The sequence below is a fragment of the Psychrobacter glaciei genome (assembly GCF_014652895.1).
Classification (GTDB): Bacteria; Pseudomonadota; Gammaproteobacteria; order Pseudomonadales; family Moraxellaceae; genus Psychrobacter; species Psychrobacter glaciei.
This window is the reverse complement of record NZ_BMZR01000003.1, coordinates 45,309-59,644: the sequence shown is the minus strand read 5'-3', so window position 1 is coordinate 59,644 and position 14,336 is coordinate 45,309. Positions and strand designations below refer to the sequence as shown.

Genomic DNA, 14,336 nt, shown 5'->3' with positions numbered 1-14,336 from the left:
GTCATCAATTAGCACATGGATACATTTAGTGGTCTTAAAATGGCTAAATTTAGCCAAACATCGTCAGAAATCTTGTCAATATGTTCATATTTACGGCAATTTCTTCCTTGTTTGGCTGCAATTTTCCTCATTTTAAGCCTCACAATCTAAATGATGACACGCCCTAGATAAGACAGATTGAACCCTATTTTTAAATTTTAGCCATCGAACACAATGAGATAACGTATGACAGTAACCGCGCTAGTCGTTGATGATGAAGTAGATTTGTGCCGCTTGATGCAAATCACCCTAACCAAGATGGGCATCAAAAGCGATGTGGCTTATACCTTATCGCAAGCACGCGCCTACTGGCAGCAAAACGACTATGACTTTTGTCTGACGGATCTCAAGCTACCTGATGGCTCAGGACTAGAGCTGGTCAAACACATCAGCAACAGCTCTAGTACACCAATCGCCGTGATTACTGCCCATGGTAGTATGGATTTGGCTATTGAAGCGTTAAAGCTGGGTGCTTTTGACTTCGTTAATAAACCGCTTGAGCTGCCACGTCTACGCCAATTAGTTGAAAATGCGCTCAAGGTTATTCACCAAAATAACGAAGCAGAAGCCGCGCCTGAATGTTCACCTGAGCAGCAGATGTTGGATAGCCGTTTGATCGGTGATTCTGCCGTCATGCATCCCCTTAAAAACACCATTTTAAAATTGGCTCGCTCACAAGCGCCAGTTTTTTTATCGGGTGCGTCCGGAACAGGTAAAGAGGTGGTTGCCAAGCTGATTCATGATTTAAGCCCACGTCGAGATGGCAGTTTTGTACCGGTGAACTGCGGAGCAATCCCTTCCGAGCTGATGGAGTCGGAATTTTTTGGCCATAAAAAAGGCAGCTTTACGGGAGCGGTCGCTGATAAGCAAGGTCTGTTCCAACAAGCCAACGGTGGGACTTTGTTTTTGGATGAAGTGGCAGATTTGCCCTTGGCAATGCAAGTCAAATTACTACGCGCCATTCAAGAAAAAACCGTGCGTGCTATCGGTGATACCAAAGAGCTGCCTGTCGATATCCGTATCTTATCCGCGACCCATAAAGACTTGAACCAGCTGGTACAAAGCGGCATGTTTCGGCAAGATTTGTATTACCGCATTAACGTGATTGAACTAAAACTGCCCACGCTTAATGCGCGGCGTGATGATATTCCCGTCTTAGCCAAGCATTTTTTAGCACTGATCGCAAAAGAGTGGCAGTTGGACACCCCGCCCTCATTGACAGCAGCGGCTTGCCAGCGCTTGCAGCATCATGATTTTGCTGGTAATGTTCGTGAGCTGCGCAACCTACTCGAACGTGCCGTGACATTGGCGGAAACGTACACCATTGACGTCAGTCATCTGGGTCTAGCAGAGCTTAATACTCATCAAGAGATTAATACTCAACAAAGTCAAAATACCGATGCAACCAGTCATAAAGCGCCCACTCCCAACCCATCTAATTATAAAGAAGACGACCAAACAGCAATCACATCCGTGATTAACAAAGAAGAAATTGGTCAAACCTCGACGGTGAAGCAATCTGAGCAAGCAACGACCAATCTACATCCATATCGTACAATTACGCAGCACTACCCTTCCACGATTCAGCGGTCGATGGCCGATAGCGTCGAGCCTGATCGTAGCCCCATTTCTTCTATAGAGCAGGAATTAACAACCAGTCATGACGAACAAACAGGGTCAAAAGAGGATTTTCAAAGACAGTTGTTGCCTGCCAAAGGTCTAGAACACTATCTGCAAGAGCAAGAAAAAAATCTGATTATTACCGCTCTTAAGCAGACAGGCTGGAACAAAACCCAAGCCGCTGAACTGTTAGGAACGACGTTTCGCTCTTTACGTTATCGTATGAAAAAGCTCAATATTGCTGAAGATCAGGCCGATTGATTTTAAGGTCTGTAGATTTAAACATAATACATCATCAATTTTGAGCATAATAATGGTGCTGGGCAAGTAAAGTACGCTTAGGGCTATCGATACCTATTTACTTTTCGTCTATCTGCTTTTCGTCTGTCTGATCTTCGAGAATATTATCCTCTACAGCTGAATTTCTCACAAAGCGAATACCCGAAGCGAGCGCTTTTGCCCTGAGTAAATCAAGTGCCTGCTGCTCCCATGTATTCTCATTACCCAGTAGAGCCACATCAGGCTCGACCCCGATACCATCTATCTTATTGCCAGCCGCCGTCACATAATTAGCAACGGTTAGCTTAACGGCCTGCTCGTCATTCACAGGTATCACCGACTGTACCGAGCCTTTGCCATAGCTCACCTCACCGACGATAGTGGCGCGTTTTTGCGCTTGCAAGCTGCTTGCTAATACTTCGGCAGCGGAGGCAGAATAACGGTTTTGCAATACCACTACGGGCAATGGCTTGAGTATTGAAGCACCTTGGGTCGATAAAACACGAGAGTCATCTTTCCGACCTTTCACTTGTACCACATCAGTGTCCGCCATAAACAAACTAGCCACACTCACCGCTGAGGTTAAAACACCACCTGGATTATCACGCATGTCTAACAAAATACCGGATATCGGTGCTTCTAAGCTAATAAGACCTTGCAGCAGCTTTTCACGACTGTTGTTTTGAAAAGCGGGCAGTTTCATCACCGCCATACCATCAACAAGCCGTGTCTCAATGACTTGCGGGTGGTTATTGTTACGCTGTAAAGTCGTGGTATGTTTGCGGCGACCCGCTTTAGAAGTCACAATATCCACTTGTGTACCCGCAATACCGGTTAAAAGCTGTTCAACATCATTAGTTTGTTTGTCGTCATCTAATTTGAATTCATCAACTTGATGCAGATAGTCACCGACTGCGATGCCTTTTTTATCCGCAGGTGAGTCATTAAGAACTTCTGTGACGACCCAATAGCCAGCCTTTGGTCGATAGACCACCTTGATACCAATATCGCCGACATCCCCTTCGGTAAAAGCCCGCAGATTTTCGTAGGCCTCAGCATCCAAAAATTCAGCGTGGCTATCGAGCTTGGTCAACATGCCACTCATCGCATTATTAAATAACTCTTCGTCATTGACCGTGTCTACATATTCACGGCGTACTAGATCCACGACCGCAACAAACGTTTTTAGAGTTTCAGGGGAAATAGCATTCAATGACACTTGGCCTACTTCAGCGGGGATATCCGTATTGATATCATCTGCCTCATCAGTCAAAGCACTTTCATCTGCAACACTGTCTATCGCATCATCAGACGCGTCAGCAGCATCCAACATATCGGCAATATCAGACAAATTATCTGCACCGTTTTCTGCCGATATCTCATCAGCATCGAGACTGATAAGCTGTAGGCTGGCCGTCGGGCTGCTTTCATTGTTCGTCGCAGCCTGTGCTTGCATACCAACGACATTCAACCCTATGAAACTGGCCATGAGTACGGGTTTAAAGACGGTCGACGTTATCAATGCGGTCATCATTGATGGCTTTTCTGGTCGTTTAGACGCCGACGAACGTATAAGACAGATGGGATGCATAAAAACTCACCTAGATAAAAAGAAAACATGCAAAGTTATTGTTATCGGGTAATTAGTGAATGATATCGTGTAAGGTAGCATCAAGATCACAGCCAAGACTAGGGTAGTATTGCAAGTAATACCAAACCCAAAAAGTACGATTAGCTGTGTCAAACTCGTTTAGTCTACAATGCGTAGCACTTATACTCGTTTTCCTTGCTGCTCTAATTTTTGTGAATGGTATAAGTTAAAAACCTATCCTAAAAAAAGGAAGGAGCATAGATACTCTTCCCTTTATCTTTCATTCGCTGACTGCTTCAGCTGTGCTTATGGCATTATAATAGCCAGCATGCGAAAGTGTCAGAATGACTAAATCACGATACTGGAATCAATAGGTTTTCACCCGTCATTTCTTCTGGCGCATCGATATTCATCAATGACAAGATGGTCGGTGCGATATCGCTAAGCTTACCGCCACTACGCACTTGTACTTTTTGCTCACCAATATAAATCAGAGGCACATGTTCGGTGGTATGTTGGGTATGTACCTGTCCGCTTTCGTAGTCTTGCATTTGCTCAACATTGCCATGATCAGCGGTAATGAGCATATCGCCGCCAGCTGCTCGTACTGCCGATTCAATACGGCCAACACAGACATCTAACGCCTCTACCGCTTGCACGGCTGCTTCAAAGATACCAGTATGGCCTACCATATCACCGTTGGCATAATTGACGATTAGCACATCATATTTGCCCGACTCAATAGCAGCCACCAACTTATCGGTCACTTCAGGAGCACTCATTTCTGGCTGCAAGTCATAAGTGGCGACATCTGGCGATGGCACAAGAATACGTGTCTCACCTTTATACTCTGCTTCGCGGCCACCACTAAAGAAAAACGTCACGTGCGCGTATTTTTCAGTTTCGGCAATACGCAGTTGCGTTTTACCTTGTTCTTGCAAATACTCACCCAGCGTATTGGTCAAAGACGTCGGATAATAAGCGATACTGGTCTTCGGGCTATCCGCTAAAATATCTGAGTACTTGGTCAACATGACAAACGCGGCCAGTTTTGGCTGTTTATGACGGGCAAAACCTGAAAACTCATGATCTGGCAGCACAAACGCTTGCGCTAGCTCACGAGCACGGTCAGCACGGAAATTCATAAAGATAAGTGCATCATTATCGTCGACGGTATAGGGCGTGTCGCCGCTCTCAATCACGGTAGTCGGATTGATAAACTCATCAGTTTCACGGGCTTTGTAGGCGGCTTGAACAGCACCATCAGCACGGGTAGATAGACGATCGGCTTTACCTTCCGTAATAAGCTCATAAGCCTTCTGTACTCGATCCCAGCGATTGTCACGATCCATCGCATAATAGCGACCGATGATACTGGCAATCTGTACGCGACCTTCATAATGGGCGTTAAGTTTATTAAGATACTCACGCAAACGATTGATGTATTTATCAGCAGATTTGGGCGGCGTATCACGACCATCTAAAAAACAATGAACAAAGACGTTTTTGGCACCGTGAACCAATGCCGAATGACACATTCCTTCGATATGGTCTTGATGCGAATGCACGCCACCATCAGAGAGCAAGCCCATAATATGAACATTACCCCCTTTTTCGTTAGCCGCTTTGACAGCATCGACCAAGGCTTCGTTTTTATAGAACTCGCGATTGGCAAGCTCACTTGAGATACGGGTTGAGTCTTGATATAGCACACGACCAGCACCTAGGTTCATATGTCCCACTTCAGAATTACCAAACTGACCATCTGGCAAACCAACATCTTCACCCGACGCAGAAATCAATCCATGCGGATATTTCTGATAGATCTTATCTAGATTCGGCATATTAGCCGCAGCAATGGCGTTATCCTTGTCTTCTTCACGATGACCAAAGCCGTCCAATATCATTAAGACATGCGGTGTTTTTTTATGCTGTGCGCTATCTTGCTTGCTATCAAGCTGCGCCTGATTGTCGTCAATAGATTCAGATTGTTGCTGGGTACTGGTCATAGATTACCGCTCCTCAAGTGAATGAACGCCTATACTGCTATATTAGGATGTCGAAAGTTGTCTATATTAGCATACATCTTGAAATTGCTGAAAAACTGCGCGTTTATCCTGCTATTTCAATGCTTTCGACCCTTTTTTTCTGTTATTTATTTTATGGAAATGGTTGCTATTATTGCTGTTCTTTTCTAAAAAGACGTATTAATCTGTAAACCGAGCTTGCAATCAGCTATGCCATTAGTTAAGATAAATCTATTCTGAAGTGTTGGCTAGTAGATGTTTATTCCCTGAGCCGATAATGCTTTACCAGGATGTGGTACCTATTGCTTCATTGTGTATGCCTGCACCGCTTGCGGTGTATCAGGAAACCTGCAGAGGCAGTGACGCATCCGCCCTGAACTTCACGGTTCATGGGTCACCATCTTACGGCGGCATTTCGGTTGTTATATTCGGTTAGTCATGTCTCTATTTATATTCACTAGGTTTATTAATAACCTATAAGTTTATAAGAGGTTCATAATAACCAACAAAAAGCCCCTCTCGTCAATGACGTAAGGGGCTTTTTTTATGTCAATTTTTCGCTATTTTTATTCATCATTAGCAGATTTGGTAATCTTTTTGACATCTTTAGGAATGTTTTTGGCAGTCCCGTCAACGGTTGTATGCTGCTTGAACACATCCCCAAATGGGTTTTGTTGTTGCTGACCAAATGGATTTTGGCCATTCGTGCCGCCTGCTCCGCCGAATGGATTTTGTCCACCCATACCGCCTGCGCCGCCGAATGGGTTTTGACCGCCGCCCATCTGTTTGGCCATCATCTCCATCATTTTTTGCTGGTTGTTCATGACGTAATTATTAGCAAAGTCTTTAAGCTTCTTTTGCACAGGCGGTAACACCACAAGCAGTGCAAGCAAATCGCTAAGCACACCTGGAATAAGTAGCAAAATACCAGCCGCTGCCATGGCCACACTTTTAAGCATGGTTGATTCTTGTGGACGCATCGCTGGGTTCATCATGCCGCCCGCTTTCATTTGCTGAGCCATCGGATTGAGCGCTGCCATACCCTTACGAATAAGGGTGATACCGATAACTGCGGCGATAATAAACCACATGAATACCCACCAACCGCTCATAAACTGGGCAATTAAATACCACAGTAGCATCTCGATAATAAACCAAACGATGGCAATACCAACTATCTGACCCATAAAGTGTCGTCCTATAAAATAAAAACCAATAAATTGAGCGCCATACAAATTAAGATGGCTAACATATGATGTATATGGGGATTGATTGCTATACTATCAAACTTAAGGCGTATTTTTAAGCCATATAGTCGGGGCAATATAATTTGGATACAAGGAAGATGAGTGAAAGTACTACGAGTAGTAGGCTAAGCGAGTCTGACACCGTATCCGATTTATATAGGATTGAATATAAAACAAAATGTAAGTAAGACGGAATACTATGGCAATTATTATCGGGATTGACCCAGGCTCACGTATGACGGGTTATGGTATCGTGCAACAAACGGGCGATAAGCTGACCTATATTGACGCGGGTACCATTCGTACGGATACTAAAGAGATGCCTGAGCGCCTAAAGCGCATCTTTAATGGCTTGACGCGTATCACCCAGCATCATCTAAAATATGCAGAAGAGCCTATCTATACCGCAATTGAGCAAGTATTTATGGCAGAAAACCCAGATTCTGCGCTTAAACTTGGACAAGCACGAGGCGCAGCCATTGCAGCGATGGTGGCACTGGATTTGGAAGTATCAGAATATACCGCACGCCAGATCAAGCAAGCTGTGTGCGGTTATGGTGCCGCAGCCAAAGAGCAAGTACAAGAGATGGTCTGCCGGATACTGTCTTTAGATGTCGTACCACAACAAGATGCCGCTGATGGTCTTGCCTGCGCTATTTGTCATGCGCATTCAAGCCATTCAATGAACAAGTTGCTCCTAAATAGCGCCATGCGTGGACGCGGTGCGTCTAAGAAAAAAGGTCGCTGGCGTTTGACGGAAGAAGATTTAGGTAATTTACGATAAGATAAGAAGCCAAAATACAGCAAACAACCATAAAAAAAACACGCGATCAAATGGCGCGTGTTTTTTTTCAATCATCTCAATCATTTAACTATAATAATAAAATCGCTTCACCCGTCGTCTACTCTGCGACGGCACTCTCAATCACAGCATCTAACACATAAGCATATTCTTCGCCTTCTGCATTCTCGTTATTGTCGATATGGTAGCGCTGTAGGCGTAGTACTTCCTCATGCATGCCGTCGTGTTGATAGCCATCAATGTCACCCTTGAATGCTGTCCACTTGCCTTCGCTGGTTTTCAGGCCCTGATCATCATAAGTAACAGGCTTGACTTGCAGACACATCCTAGAGTCAGCATCACCACAAGCGATTTTTTCGCTACTCACTGCCCAAAAGACGGTCTCGCCTTTGCTATTATATTTGGCTTGTGAAGTGAGCCTACCTGTCCAAATCAAGGTCATCGAATCATTAGTCACTTGCGTCAATAGTGGCGTCTCACCTTCAGTGACAGTTAACTCGCTACTACCTTGCATGAGCGTATTTAAAAGACTCTCTGCGCTATCAAGATTGCCACACGACATCTTAGTGCTCATACTATCTTCTATCGTTAACCTTTGAGCTTGTAATTCATAGGCAGCGCTCATCGTATTGCAGCCAACGCTATAACTTAAGGTATCTTGACCTTGATTAAATAACAGCGTCACCTGATCCTTAATATTTATCAGGGGCGCTAATGGTTGATCGCTCGCACCTTTGGCAGTCATCAGTGTCCAACGATGGCGCGCAAGATTGCCAATCATCTGTTGTTCAACGCTGAGCTCAGTTACTTCAGATGCCGCCACTGCCTCATTAGCATCAGGCTCAGCTTCTGTGTTTGCTAGAGTAGCCCTCATCTCTGCACTTGCCGTAGCATCTGTCCCTTCGCTCTCCGTAGATGGGGCGTTTTTTTGACAAGCACCTAGTGTCAGACTGACTGCCAATACGCTGGGTAATAACAGTAGTTTTGTGATTGGTTGCCTTTTTATGTCTACCATACTACGCCTCTCTTACTAAGCTTATCTGATGCCTGCTACGACTGTATTAACTTATAAGGATTCTTATAGCTATTCATAAAACAAAACCAATAGCAGCAATCCGATACAATTTAACCACTATAACCTCGATCCTATTATCGTATGTAATGAAACGTTTCATTTTATTAATGATATTTTAATAAATAAACATAGTGAGTTTCCAAAAAATAGGGATGGCTAACAGTTCTAGTTAACCATCCCTATTTGGGTGTTCAATACAGCTATTTACACAGTTGATAGTTAACACTTCAAATCACTAAAACCTAAAGCACAATTGACAATGTAACCTGTTCTAATTGCACGGAAAAAGTCAGATTTAATTACTGTCTACTATTCATTGGTCGCTTTAGGCTCTGCTTTTGCCAGTTTTTTAATACTGAAACGCTCATGCATTTTTTCATAAAACCGCGCAAGATTCGCGCCATGAGCCTTGGGGTCTACTTTTAATGCTTTGCCAAAGTCCAAACCAAGATATAGTACGATATCTGCAAAGCTCAGTTGATCCCCGACTAGATACTCATGACCTTCTAAGCTTGCTTCGAAATATGCCAAGGCTTTGACAGCACGCGCAATGGACGGTGCTACAAATTCTGGTACTTGGTCAACACGTTGTGCCTTTAACGGATGACTGTGCTGAAATGCCAGCATCAAATTGTACAGTATTTCAAACTCCGCGATGCGGCGCATAGAACAAACTTGGGCACGTTGTACCACATCGTTACCCATCACTGAGCGCTCACCATAAACGCGATCAAGATACTCACAAACCGCCTGCGAATCATTGAGCATCGTACCATCATCTAACGTTAAAACAGGTACAGTCTGCATCGGATTCATTTGAGTGAAAGCCTCTGACATCTGCTCGTTAGCAGCAAAATCAATGTCTATCACGTCGATGTCATCCATATCATCGACATCAATGCCTTTTGATGCAAGCAAAATAAGGGCTTTACGAGGGTTGGGTGCAGTACGGGTTATATATAGTTTTTTCATGGCAAATTCCTTTTAAGTATTATTTCCGAAAAGAACGATAACGGTAAATTTTTATGATTTCCGTTGTATTATCAAAGCACAGAAGTTTATTATTGCTCGCTTAGCGCAGTGACTATTGGTTTTTTTATCATAGCAAAACCTTGTCGCTGCTTGTGATATGAATAGTAAAAAACCCCATAACAGTAAGTTATAGGGTTTTTATTTTTTAAGCAATTATAAAAACGCGCACTTTATTTGTTAGGCGCTGGCGTGGTGCGCAAATAAGGCTTAATTTCTGTATGACCTTTAGGATAATTGGCTGCAATATCTTCATTTTTTACGCTTGGTGGAATGATGACATCATCGCCGTCTTTCCAGTCGACGGGAGTGGCGACGTTATATTTGTCCGACAATTGCATAGCGTCAATAACGCGAATAATCTCGTCGAAATTGCGACCACAGCTGGCTGGATACGTTAAGGTCAAACGTACTTTTTTGTTAGGATCAATAATAAAGACACTTCTAACCGTCGCTGTATTATCCGCATTGGGATGAATCATGTCATAAAGATTGGCCACGGTGCGCTCAGAGTCAGCAATGATTGGAAAGTTGACAGCAGTTCCTTGAGTCTCTTCAATATCGCCAACCCAGCCTTTGTGATCTTCTAAGCCATCAACTGATAAAGCGATTGGCTTCACATTGCGCTTTTGAAACTCGCCACCTAATGCCGCGGTACGACCAAGCTCAGTCGTACATACTGGCGTGTAGTCTGCAGGATGTGAAAAGAAAACCACCCAGCTATCTCCTGCCCAATCATAAAAATTGATGTCGCCGTCTGTCGTAGTGGCGTCAAAATTCGGTGCGCTATCACCTAAACGTAAATGTGCCATGCTTAATTCCTTAGCTATTGTTAGTGATGAGCGCTGGTCTCTAAAAGCCAATGTTTAAGCATTAGCATATAAAGAAAATCACGCGCTCTATTATTATCATTGACGCGCGCCGTCATAAGAAAGGACTGGCTACACGTCAGGAAAAACTTACTTTATCTTAACAAACTGATTATCAATGTCTTGTGACGGATTGTAATGCGGTTATACCATTTGGGTTTAAAAAAATAACAGGTGATAGAGTTTCTATTTAAACCACCATTCCTGAATCCCACAAACAAAACTCGCCAAATTTACCACGTTTGCTAGTACCTCCAGCCGTACGTCCAATATCCGTCAATACCAACTCGCCTTCTTGCTCTACTAGATAGCCTGCGGCAAGGAGCTTATCGTTTAATTCTTGCGTCTTCAAGCCTAATTCTTTCGCCAGCTTCGCCGTAGTAAGTTTGGAGTAATTAGGCGTTGCCGCTTCTGTAGTGGCGATAGCCGTCGCTTGAACTGTAGCGCTTGCTGTTTTAGCATTAGAGTCAGTCTTGTTATCAGATTCGCTTACTTTTTCAAGGGACATGCGGACTTCATCACTGATACGAATAATACGCTGAGCTTCCTCATAAGTGTCGGCATAAAGCTTGGCGTCTTCGTTACGGTAAATCAGCACGCCCATTTCATTATTATTGACTTGGCTAAATTCATAGAGATTCAGGCTGGTAATGATGCACTCATTTTCGTTAAGGTAGCATTTGGCATGCAAGTTTTTGCAAAAGCTGGTACGGATAAAAGTGAGGTTTTTCAGCCAATTAATCTCTTCGGGGTGCAAGTCATTTTTGCCATAGACAATGCGAATATCGATTTTAAGACGGTTACGATCCTCTAATAGCTCTTTGATGCGCTCATTGAGTTTTAAATAGGGGCTGATAATAATCAATCTGTCAGACGCGTTTTTAATCAACTCTTCTAAATGATAAGTCGTCCCACTGCTATTTAAAAACTTTGCCATTCTAATGCCCCCAACATCTATTATCAAAATTTTTGCGTAGTCACAAAAAAACCCATCCCTAGCGTACTAGAAATGGGCAACATTGCAAACTACTATTGTTGATTATCAGATTAAAATGCTATCGATAAGGCTACGACTGACACAGATTAAGCTGGTTTATAACTGTCACGCAAGCTGACAATTTGATTAAACACGGGCTGGTCACTACTGTGCTCTTCGCTATCAGAGATAAAGTAGCCTTCACGCTCAAACTGGAAGCGCGTGCCAGCATCAGCATTGACCAATGATGGCTCAACCACGGCATTCAGCTCGGTCAATGAGTTAGGGTTCAATGCTTGATGGACGTCACTGACGTTACTCGGATCTTCGACACTGAATAGCGGCTCGTATAGACGCACGGTGGCTGGAATCCCTTGGCTCGCCGATACCCAATGAATCACACCTTTAACCTTGCGGCCTTCAGGGTTTTGACCCAAGGTCGTCGGATCAATCGTCGCTTTTAGCTCCACGACGTTGCCACTATCATCGGTAATATGCTCGGTCACGGCCAATACGTAAGTATTACGCAAACGAATTTCTGGCTTTTCAGGTGATAGACGCTTATAGCCTGCTGGCGGTTCAATCTCGTAATCGCCTTTATCGATATAAAGGGTCTCGGTAAACGGAATCTCACGCTCGCCCATATCAATATTAGGATGGTTTGGCTGCGTCAACCATAAGGTTTGTGCCTCAGCGTCAAAGCGCGCATTGACGCTGTCCGCTTTTAGCATTTCCCACTGACTGACCGCATCGCTGAAGTTAGTAATAGTCACTTTTAATGGCTTAAGCACTGCCATACCACGTGCTGTCGTATTGTCTAACGACTGACGAATACTAAATTCTAGCAAACGCATATCGGTCACACCATCCGCTTTGGAGACACCAACGCGATCACAGAAATCACGCAAGCCTTCAGGCGTATAGCCGCGACGACGCATACCAGCGACGGTTGGCATGCGCGGATCATCCCAGCCATCGACGATAGCTTCATCGACCAATTGCTTGAGCTTACGCTTACTGGTCAATGTATGGTCAACATTGAGGCGTGAGAACTCATACTGATGCGGCGGTTGCTCGAAGCCGATTTTATTGACAATCCAATCATAAAACGGACGATGGTCTTCAAACTCAAGGGTACATAGCGAATGAGTAATGCCTTCTAAGGCATCTGACAACGGATGGGCAAAATCATACATAGGATAAATGCACCATTTATCACCGGTCTGATGATGTTCTTGATGCATCACACGGTAGATAATTGGGTCGCGCATATTCATATTGGCATCAGTCATGTCAATTTTGGCACGTAATACGGCAGTACCGTCTGCATATTTGCCGTTTTTCATGTCTTCAAACAATGCTGAATTGTCTGCTACGCTGGCATCACGCTGCGGTGACGGCTTGCCTGCCTCATTGAATGAGCCACGATTTTCTTTGATTTGCTCAGGCGTCTGTAGGTCAACGTATGCATCACCCTGCTCGATCAACTGCACCGCCCAAACATATAGCTGGTCGAAGTAGCTAGAAGCATGCAGCGCCTCGCCTGCCCAGTCAAAGCCCAACCATTGCACATCGTTTTTGATATTATCGATGTAATCTTGCTTTTCGGCCGTTGGGTTGGTGTCGTCATAGCGCAAATGACAGATACCACCAAACTCTTTAGCGACGCCAAAGTTTAGACAAATAGACTTTACGTGACCCAAATGCAAGTAGCCATTTGGCTCAGGCGGAAAACGGGTCACAATCTGCTGGTATTTTTGCGCATTGACATCATCACGAATGATATTACGAATAAAGTCGTTTTTTTGTTCATCTTTTTGTGCATTGTTGCTTGAGTGCTCACTCATCGGGCATTGCTCCTAACGCAAATTGTCCATTCATGCAGCGTGCCATCACGCCTCATGAAAACTTAAACCAAACTATTAAAACCAATTTACTAAAACTAAGCTACTAAAAATGGATGATCATAAACCCAATTGTTAAAATTGGCGCTGTTAAAATCAGCGTTCAAAAATCATTAAAAATGGAAAGTTGCGTTATTCTATCAGCTTTTGCAAACGCATTAACAGCCAGATACATGACACGGGATAAAAAAGCCGTTAGACTAGCCATAACTTTTAACCACCAACTTTTTATCCACCACTTAACAGCGTCATTTTAGGCGCTGCAATCAAAAAGGAATATCTTATGGTAGACATGCCACCAGTAGTAGAGCTTGAAACCAATATGGGTGCGATCGTTATCGAACTCAATGAAGAAAAAGCGCCAAAAACCGTAGAAAACTTTTTAAACTACGTAAAATCTGGTCATTATGATGGCACGATTTTTCATCGCATCATTGATGGTTTTATGATTCAAGGCGGCGGAATGGACGCTGAAATGAATGAAAAGCCAACCAATGCTCCAGTTGAAAACGAAGCAGACAATGGTCTAAAAAATGATGCTGGTACGATTGCGATGGCGCGTACCCAAGATCCACATTCAGCAACCAGTCAGTTTTTCGTTAACGTAAAAGACAACGACTTCCTAAACCATACTGGCAAAAACATGCAGGGCTGGGGCTACACTGTATTTGGTAAAGTGACAAGCGGTATGGATGTGATCGAAAAAATGCGCGGCGTTCCTACTGGTCGTTTCGGCATGCATGCTGACGTACCAAAAGAGCCAGTCGTTATCAACTCAGCGACCATCATTACTCAGTAATAGTTATTAAAAAATGGCTTCTCAGTAACATTTAATAAGTAATGGTTATTAAGTGATAGTCAAGATATAAGCATTATCG

At 43.8% G+C, this 14,336-nt stretch carries 11 protein-coding genes and 1 other RNA gene; 4 read left to right on the top strand and 8 right to left on the bottom strand.

Annotated elements, in window-relative coordinates; genetic code table 11:
• Positions 1–225: 225 nt before the first annotated feature.
• The gene (locus tag IE130_RS07895; protein ID WP_189584253.1) at positions 226–1,920 is read left to right on the top strand and encodes a sigma-54-dependent transcriptional regulator; all 1,695 of its coding nucleotides are present in this window, start codon (positions 226–228) and stop codon (positions 1,918–1,920) included.
• Between the two features lie 97 nt (positions 1,921–2,017).
• Here IE130_RS07895 and IE130_RS07890 read toward each other — a convergent pair whose 3' ends face one another.
• Together IE130_RS07890 and gpmI are read right to left on the bottom strand one after the other, a co-directional pair.
• Positions 2,018–3,469, bottom strand: a complete 1,452-nt coding sequence (locus tag IE130_RS07890; RefSeq protein ID WP_227676168.1) for a S41 family peptidase — start codon at positions 3,467–3,469, stop codon at positions 2,018–2,020.
• A 413-nt stretch (positions 3,470–3,882) separates the two neighbouring features.
• Entirely contained in the window at positions 3,883–5,538 is a 1,656-nt protein-coding gene (gene gpmI / locus IE130_RS07885; protein ID WP_189584247.1) for a 2,3-bisphosphoglycerate-independent phosphoglycerate mutase, read from the bottom strand.
• 248 nt (positions 5,539–5,786) lie between these two features.
• Here gpmI and ssrS point away from each other — a divergent pair.
• Positions 5,787–5,982, top strand: a non-coding RNA gene (gene ssrS / locus IE130_RS07880) — 6S RNA.
• A gap of 140 nt (positions 5,983–6,122) precedes the next feature.
• On the opposite strand, the gene IE130_RS07875 is transcribed toward ssrS, so the two are convergent.
• Positions 6,123–6,743, bottom strand: coding sequence for an FxsA family protein (locus IE130_RS07875; protein WP_189584244.1), 621 nt, complete (start codon positions 6,741–6,743; stop codon positions 6,123–6,125).
• 259 nt (positions 6,744–7,002) lie between these two features.
• On the opposite strand from IE130_RS07875, the gene ruvC reads away from it, so the two are divergent.
• Positions 7,003–7,587 carry a crossover junction endodeoxyribonuclease RuvC gene (gene ruvC / locus IE130_RS07870; RefSeq protein WP_010199263.1) on the top strand — a complete coding sequence of 195 codons (585 nt, stop codon included), beginning with the start codon at positions 7,003–7,005 and terminating at the stop codon, positions 7,585–7,587.
• Positions 7,588–7,705: 118 nt separating this feature from the next.
• On the opposite strand, the gene IE130_RS07865 is transcribed toward ruvC, so the two are convergent.
• From IE130_RS07865 to IE130_RS07845, 5 genes are all read right to left on the bottom strand, one after another.
• Positions 7,706–8,620 (bottom strand): META domain-containing protein, encoded by a 915-nt coding sequence (locus IE130_RS07865; protein WP_189584241.1) that lies wholly within the window; start codon positions 8,618–8,620, stop codon positions 7,706–7,708.
• 369 nt (positions 8,621–8,989) lie between these two features.
• Positions 8,990–9,652: a glutathione S-transferase family protein gene (locus IE130_RS07860; protein WP_189584238.1), complete on the bottom strand. Its 663-nt coding sequence runs from the start codon at positions 9,650–9,652 to the stop codon at positions 8,990–8,992.
• Between the two features lie 230 nt (positions 9,653–9,882).
• Positions 9,883–10,521 (bottom strand): peroxiredoxin, encoded by a 639-nt coding sequence (locus IE130_RS07855; protein WP_010199256.1) that lies wholly within the window; start codon positions 10,519–10,521, stop codon positions 9,883–9,885.
• Between the two features lie 247 nt (positions 10,522–10,768).
• Complete coding sequence (locus tag IE130_RS07850) at positions 10,769–11,515, bottom strand: phospholipase D family protein (protein WP_189584236.1); 747 nt, start codon at positions 11,513–11,515, stop codon at positions 10,769–10,771.
• 146 nt (positions 11,516–11,661) lie between these two features.
• Positions 11,662–13,401 (bottom strand): glutamine--tRNA ligase/YqeY domain fusion protein, encoded by a 1,740-nt coding sequence (locus IE130_RS07845; RefSeq protein WP_189584233.1) that lies wholly within the window; start codon positions 13,399–13,401, stop codon positions 11,662–11,664.
• 340 nt (positions 13,402–13,741) lie between these two features.
• Here IE130_RS07845 and IE130_RS07840 point away from each other — a divergent pair, with 340 nt between their 5' ends.
• Positions 13,742–14,257, top strand: coding sequence for a peptidylprolyl isomerase (locus IE130_RS07840; RefSeq protein WP_189584230.1), 516 nt, complete (start codon positions 13,742–13,744; stop codon positions 14,255–14,257).
• Positions 14,258–14,336: the final 79 nt, after the last annotated feature.

What these genes read in the sequence shown, in the direction of transcription:
- IE130_RS07895 (WP_189584253.1), top strand. Translation starts at nt 226, where the DNA reads ATGACAGTAACCGCGCTAGTCGTTGATGATGAAGTAGATTTGTGCCGC.
- IE130_RS07890 (WP_227676168.1), bottom strand. Translation starts at nt 3,469, where the DNA reads ATGACCGCATTGATAACGTCGACCGTCTTTAAACCCGTACTCATGGCC.
- IE130_RS07865 (WP_189584241.1), bottom strand. Translation starts at nt 8,620, where the DNA reads ATGGTAGACATAAAAAGGCAACCAATCACAAAACTACTGTTATTACCC.
- IE130_RS07840 (WP_189584230.1), top strand. Translation starts at nt 13,742, where the DNA reads ATGGTAGACATGCCACCAGTAGTAGAGCTTGAAACCAATATGGGTGCG.
- IE130_RS07855 (WP_010199256.1), bottom strand. Translation starts at nt 10,521, where the DNA reads ATGGCACATTTACGTTTAGGTGATAGCGCACCGAATTTTGACGCCACT.
- IE130_RS07875 (WP_189584244.1), bottom strand. Translation starts at nt 6,743, where the DNA reads ATGGGTCAGATAGTTGGTATTGCCATCGTTTGGTTTATTATCGAGATG.
- IE130_RS07860 (WP_189584238.1), bottom strand. Translation starts at nt 9,652, where the DNA reads ATGAAAAAACTATATATAACCCGTACTGCACCCAACCCTCGTAAAGCC.
- IE130_RS07850 (WP_189584236.1), bottom strand. Translation starts at nt 11,515, where the DNA reads ATGGCAAAGTTTTTAAATAGCAGTGGGACGACTTATCATTTAGAAGAG.
- IE130_RS07845 (WP_189584233.1), bottom strand. Translation starts at nt 13,401, where the DNA reads ATGAGTGAGCACTCAAGCAACAATGCACAAAAAGATGAACAAAAAAAC.
- gpmI (WP_189584247.1), bottom strand. Translation starts at nt 5,538, where the DNA reads ATGACCAGTACCCAGCAACAATCTGAATCTATTGACGACAATCAGGCG.
- ruvC (WP_010199263.1), top strand. Translation starts at nt 7,003, where the DNA reads ATGGCAATTATTATCGGGATTGACCCAGGCTCACGTATGACGGGTTAT.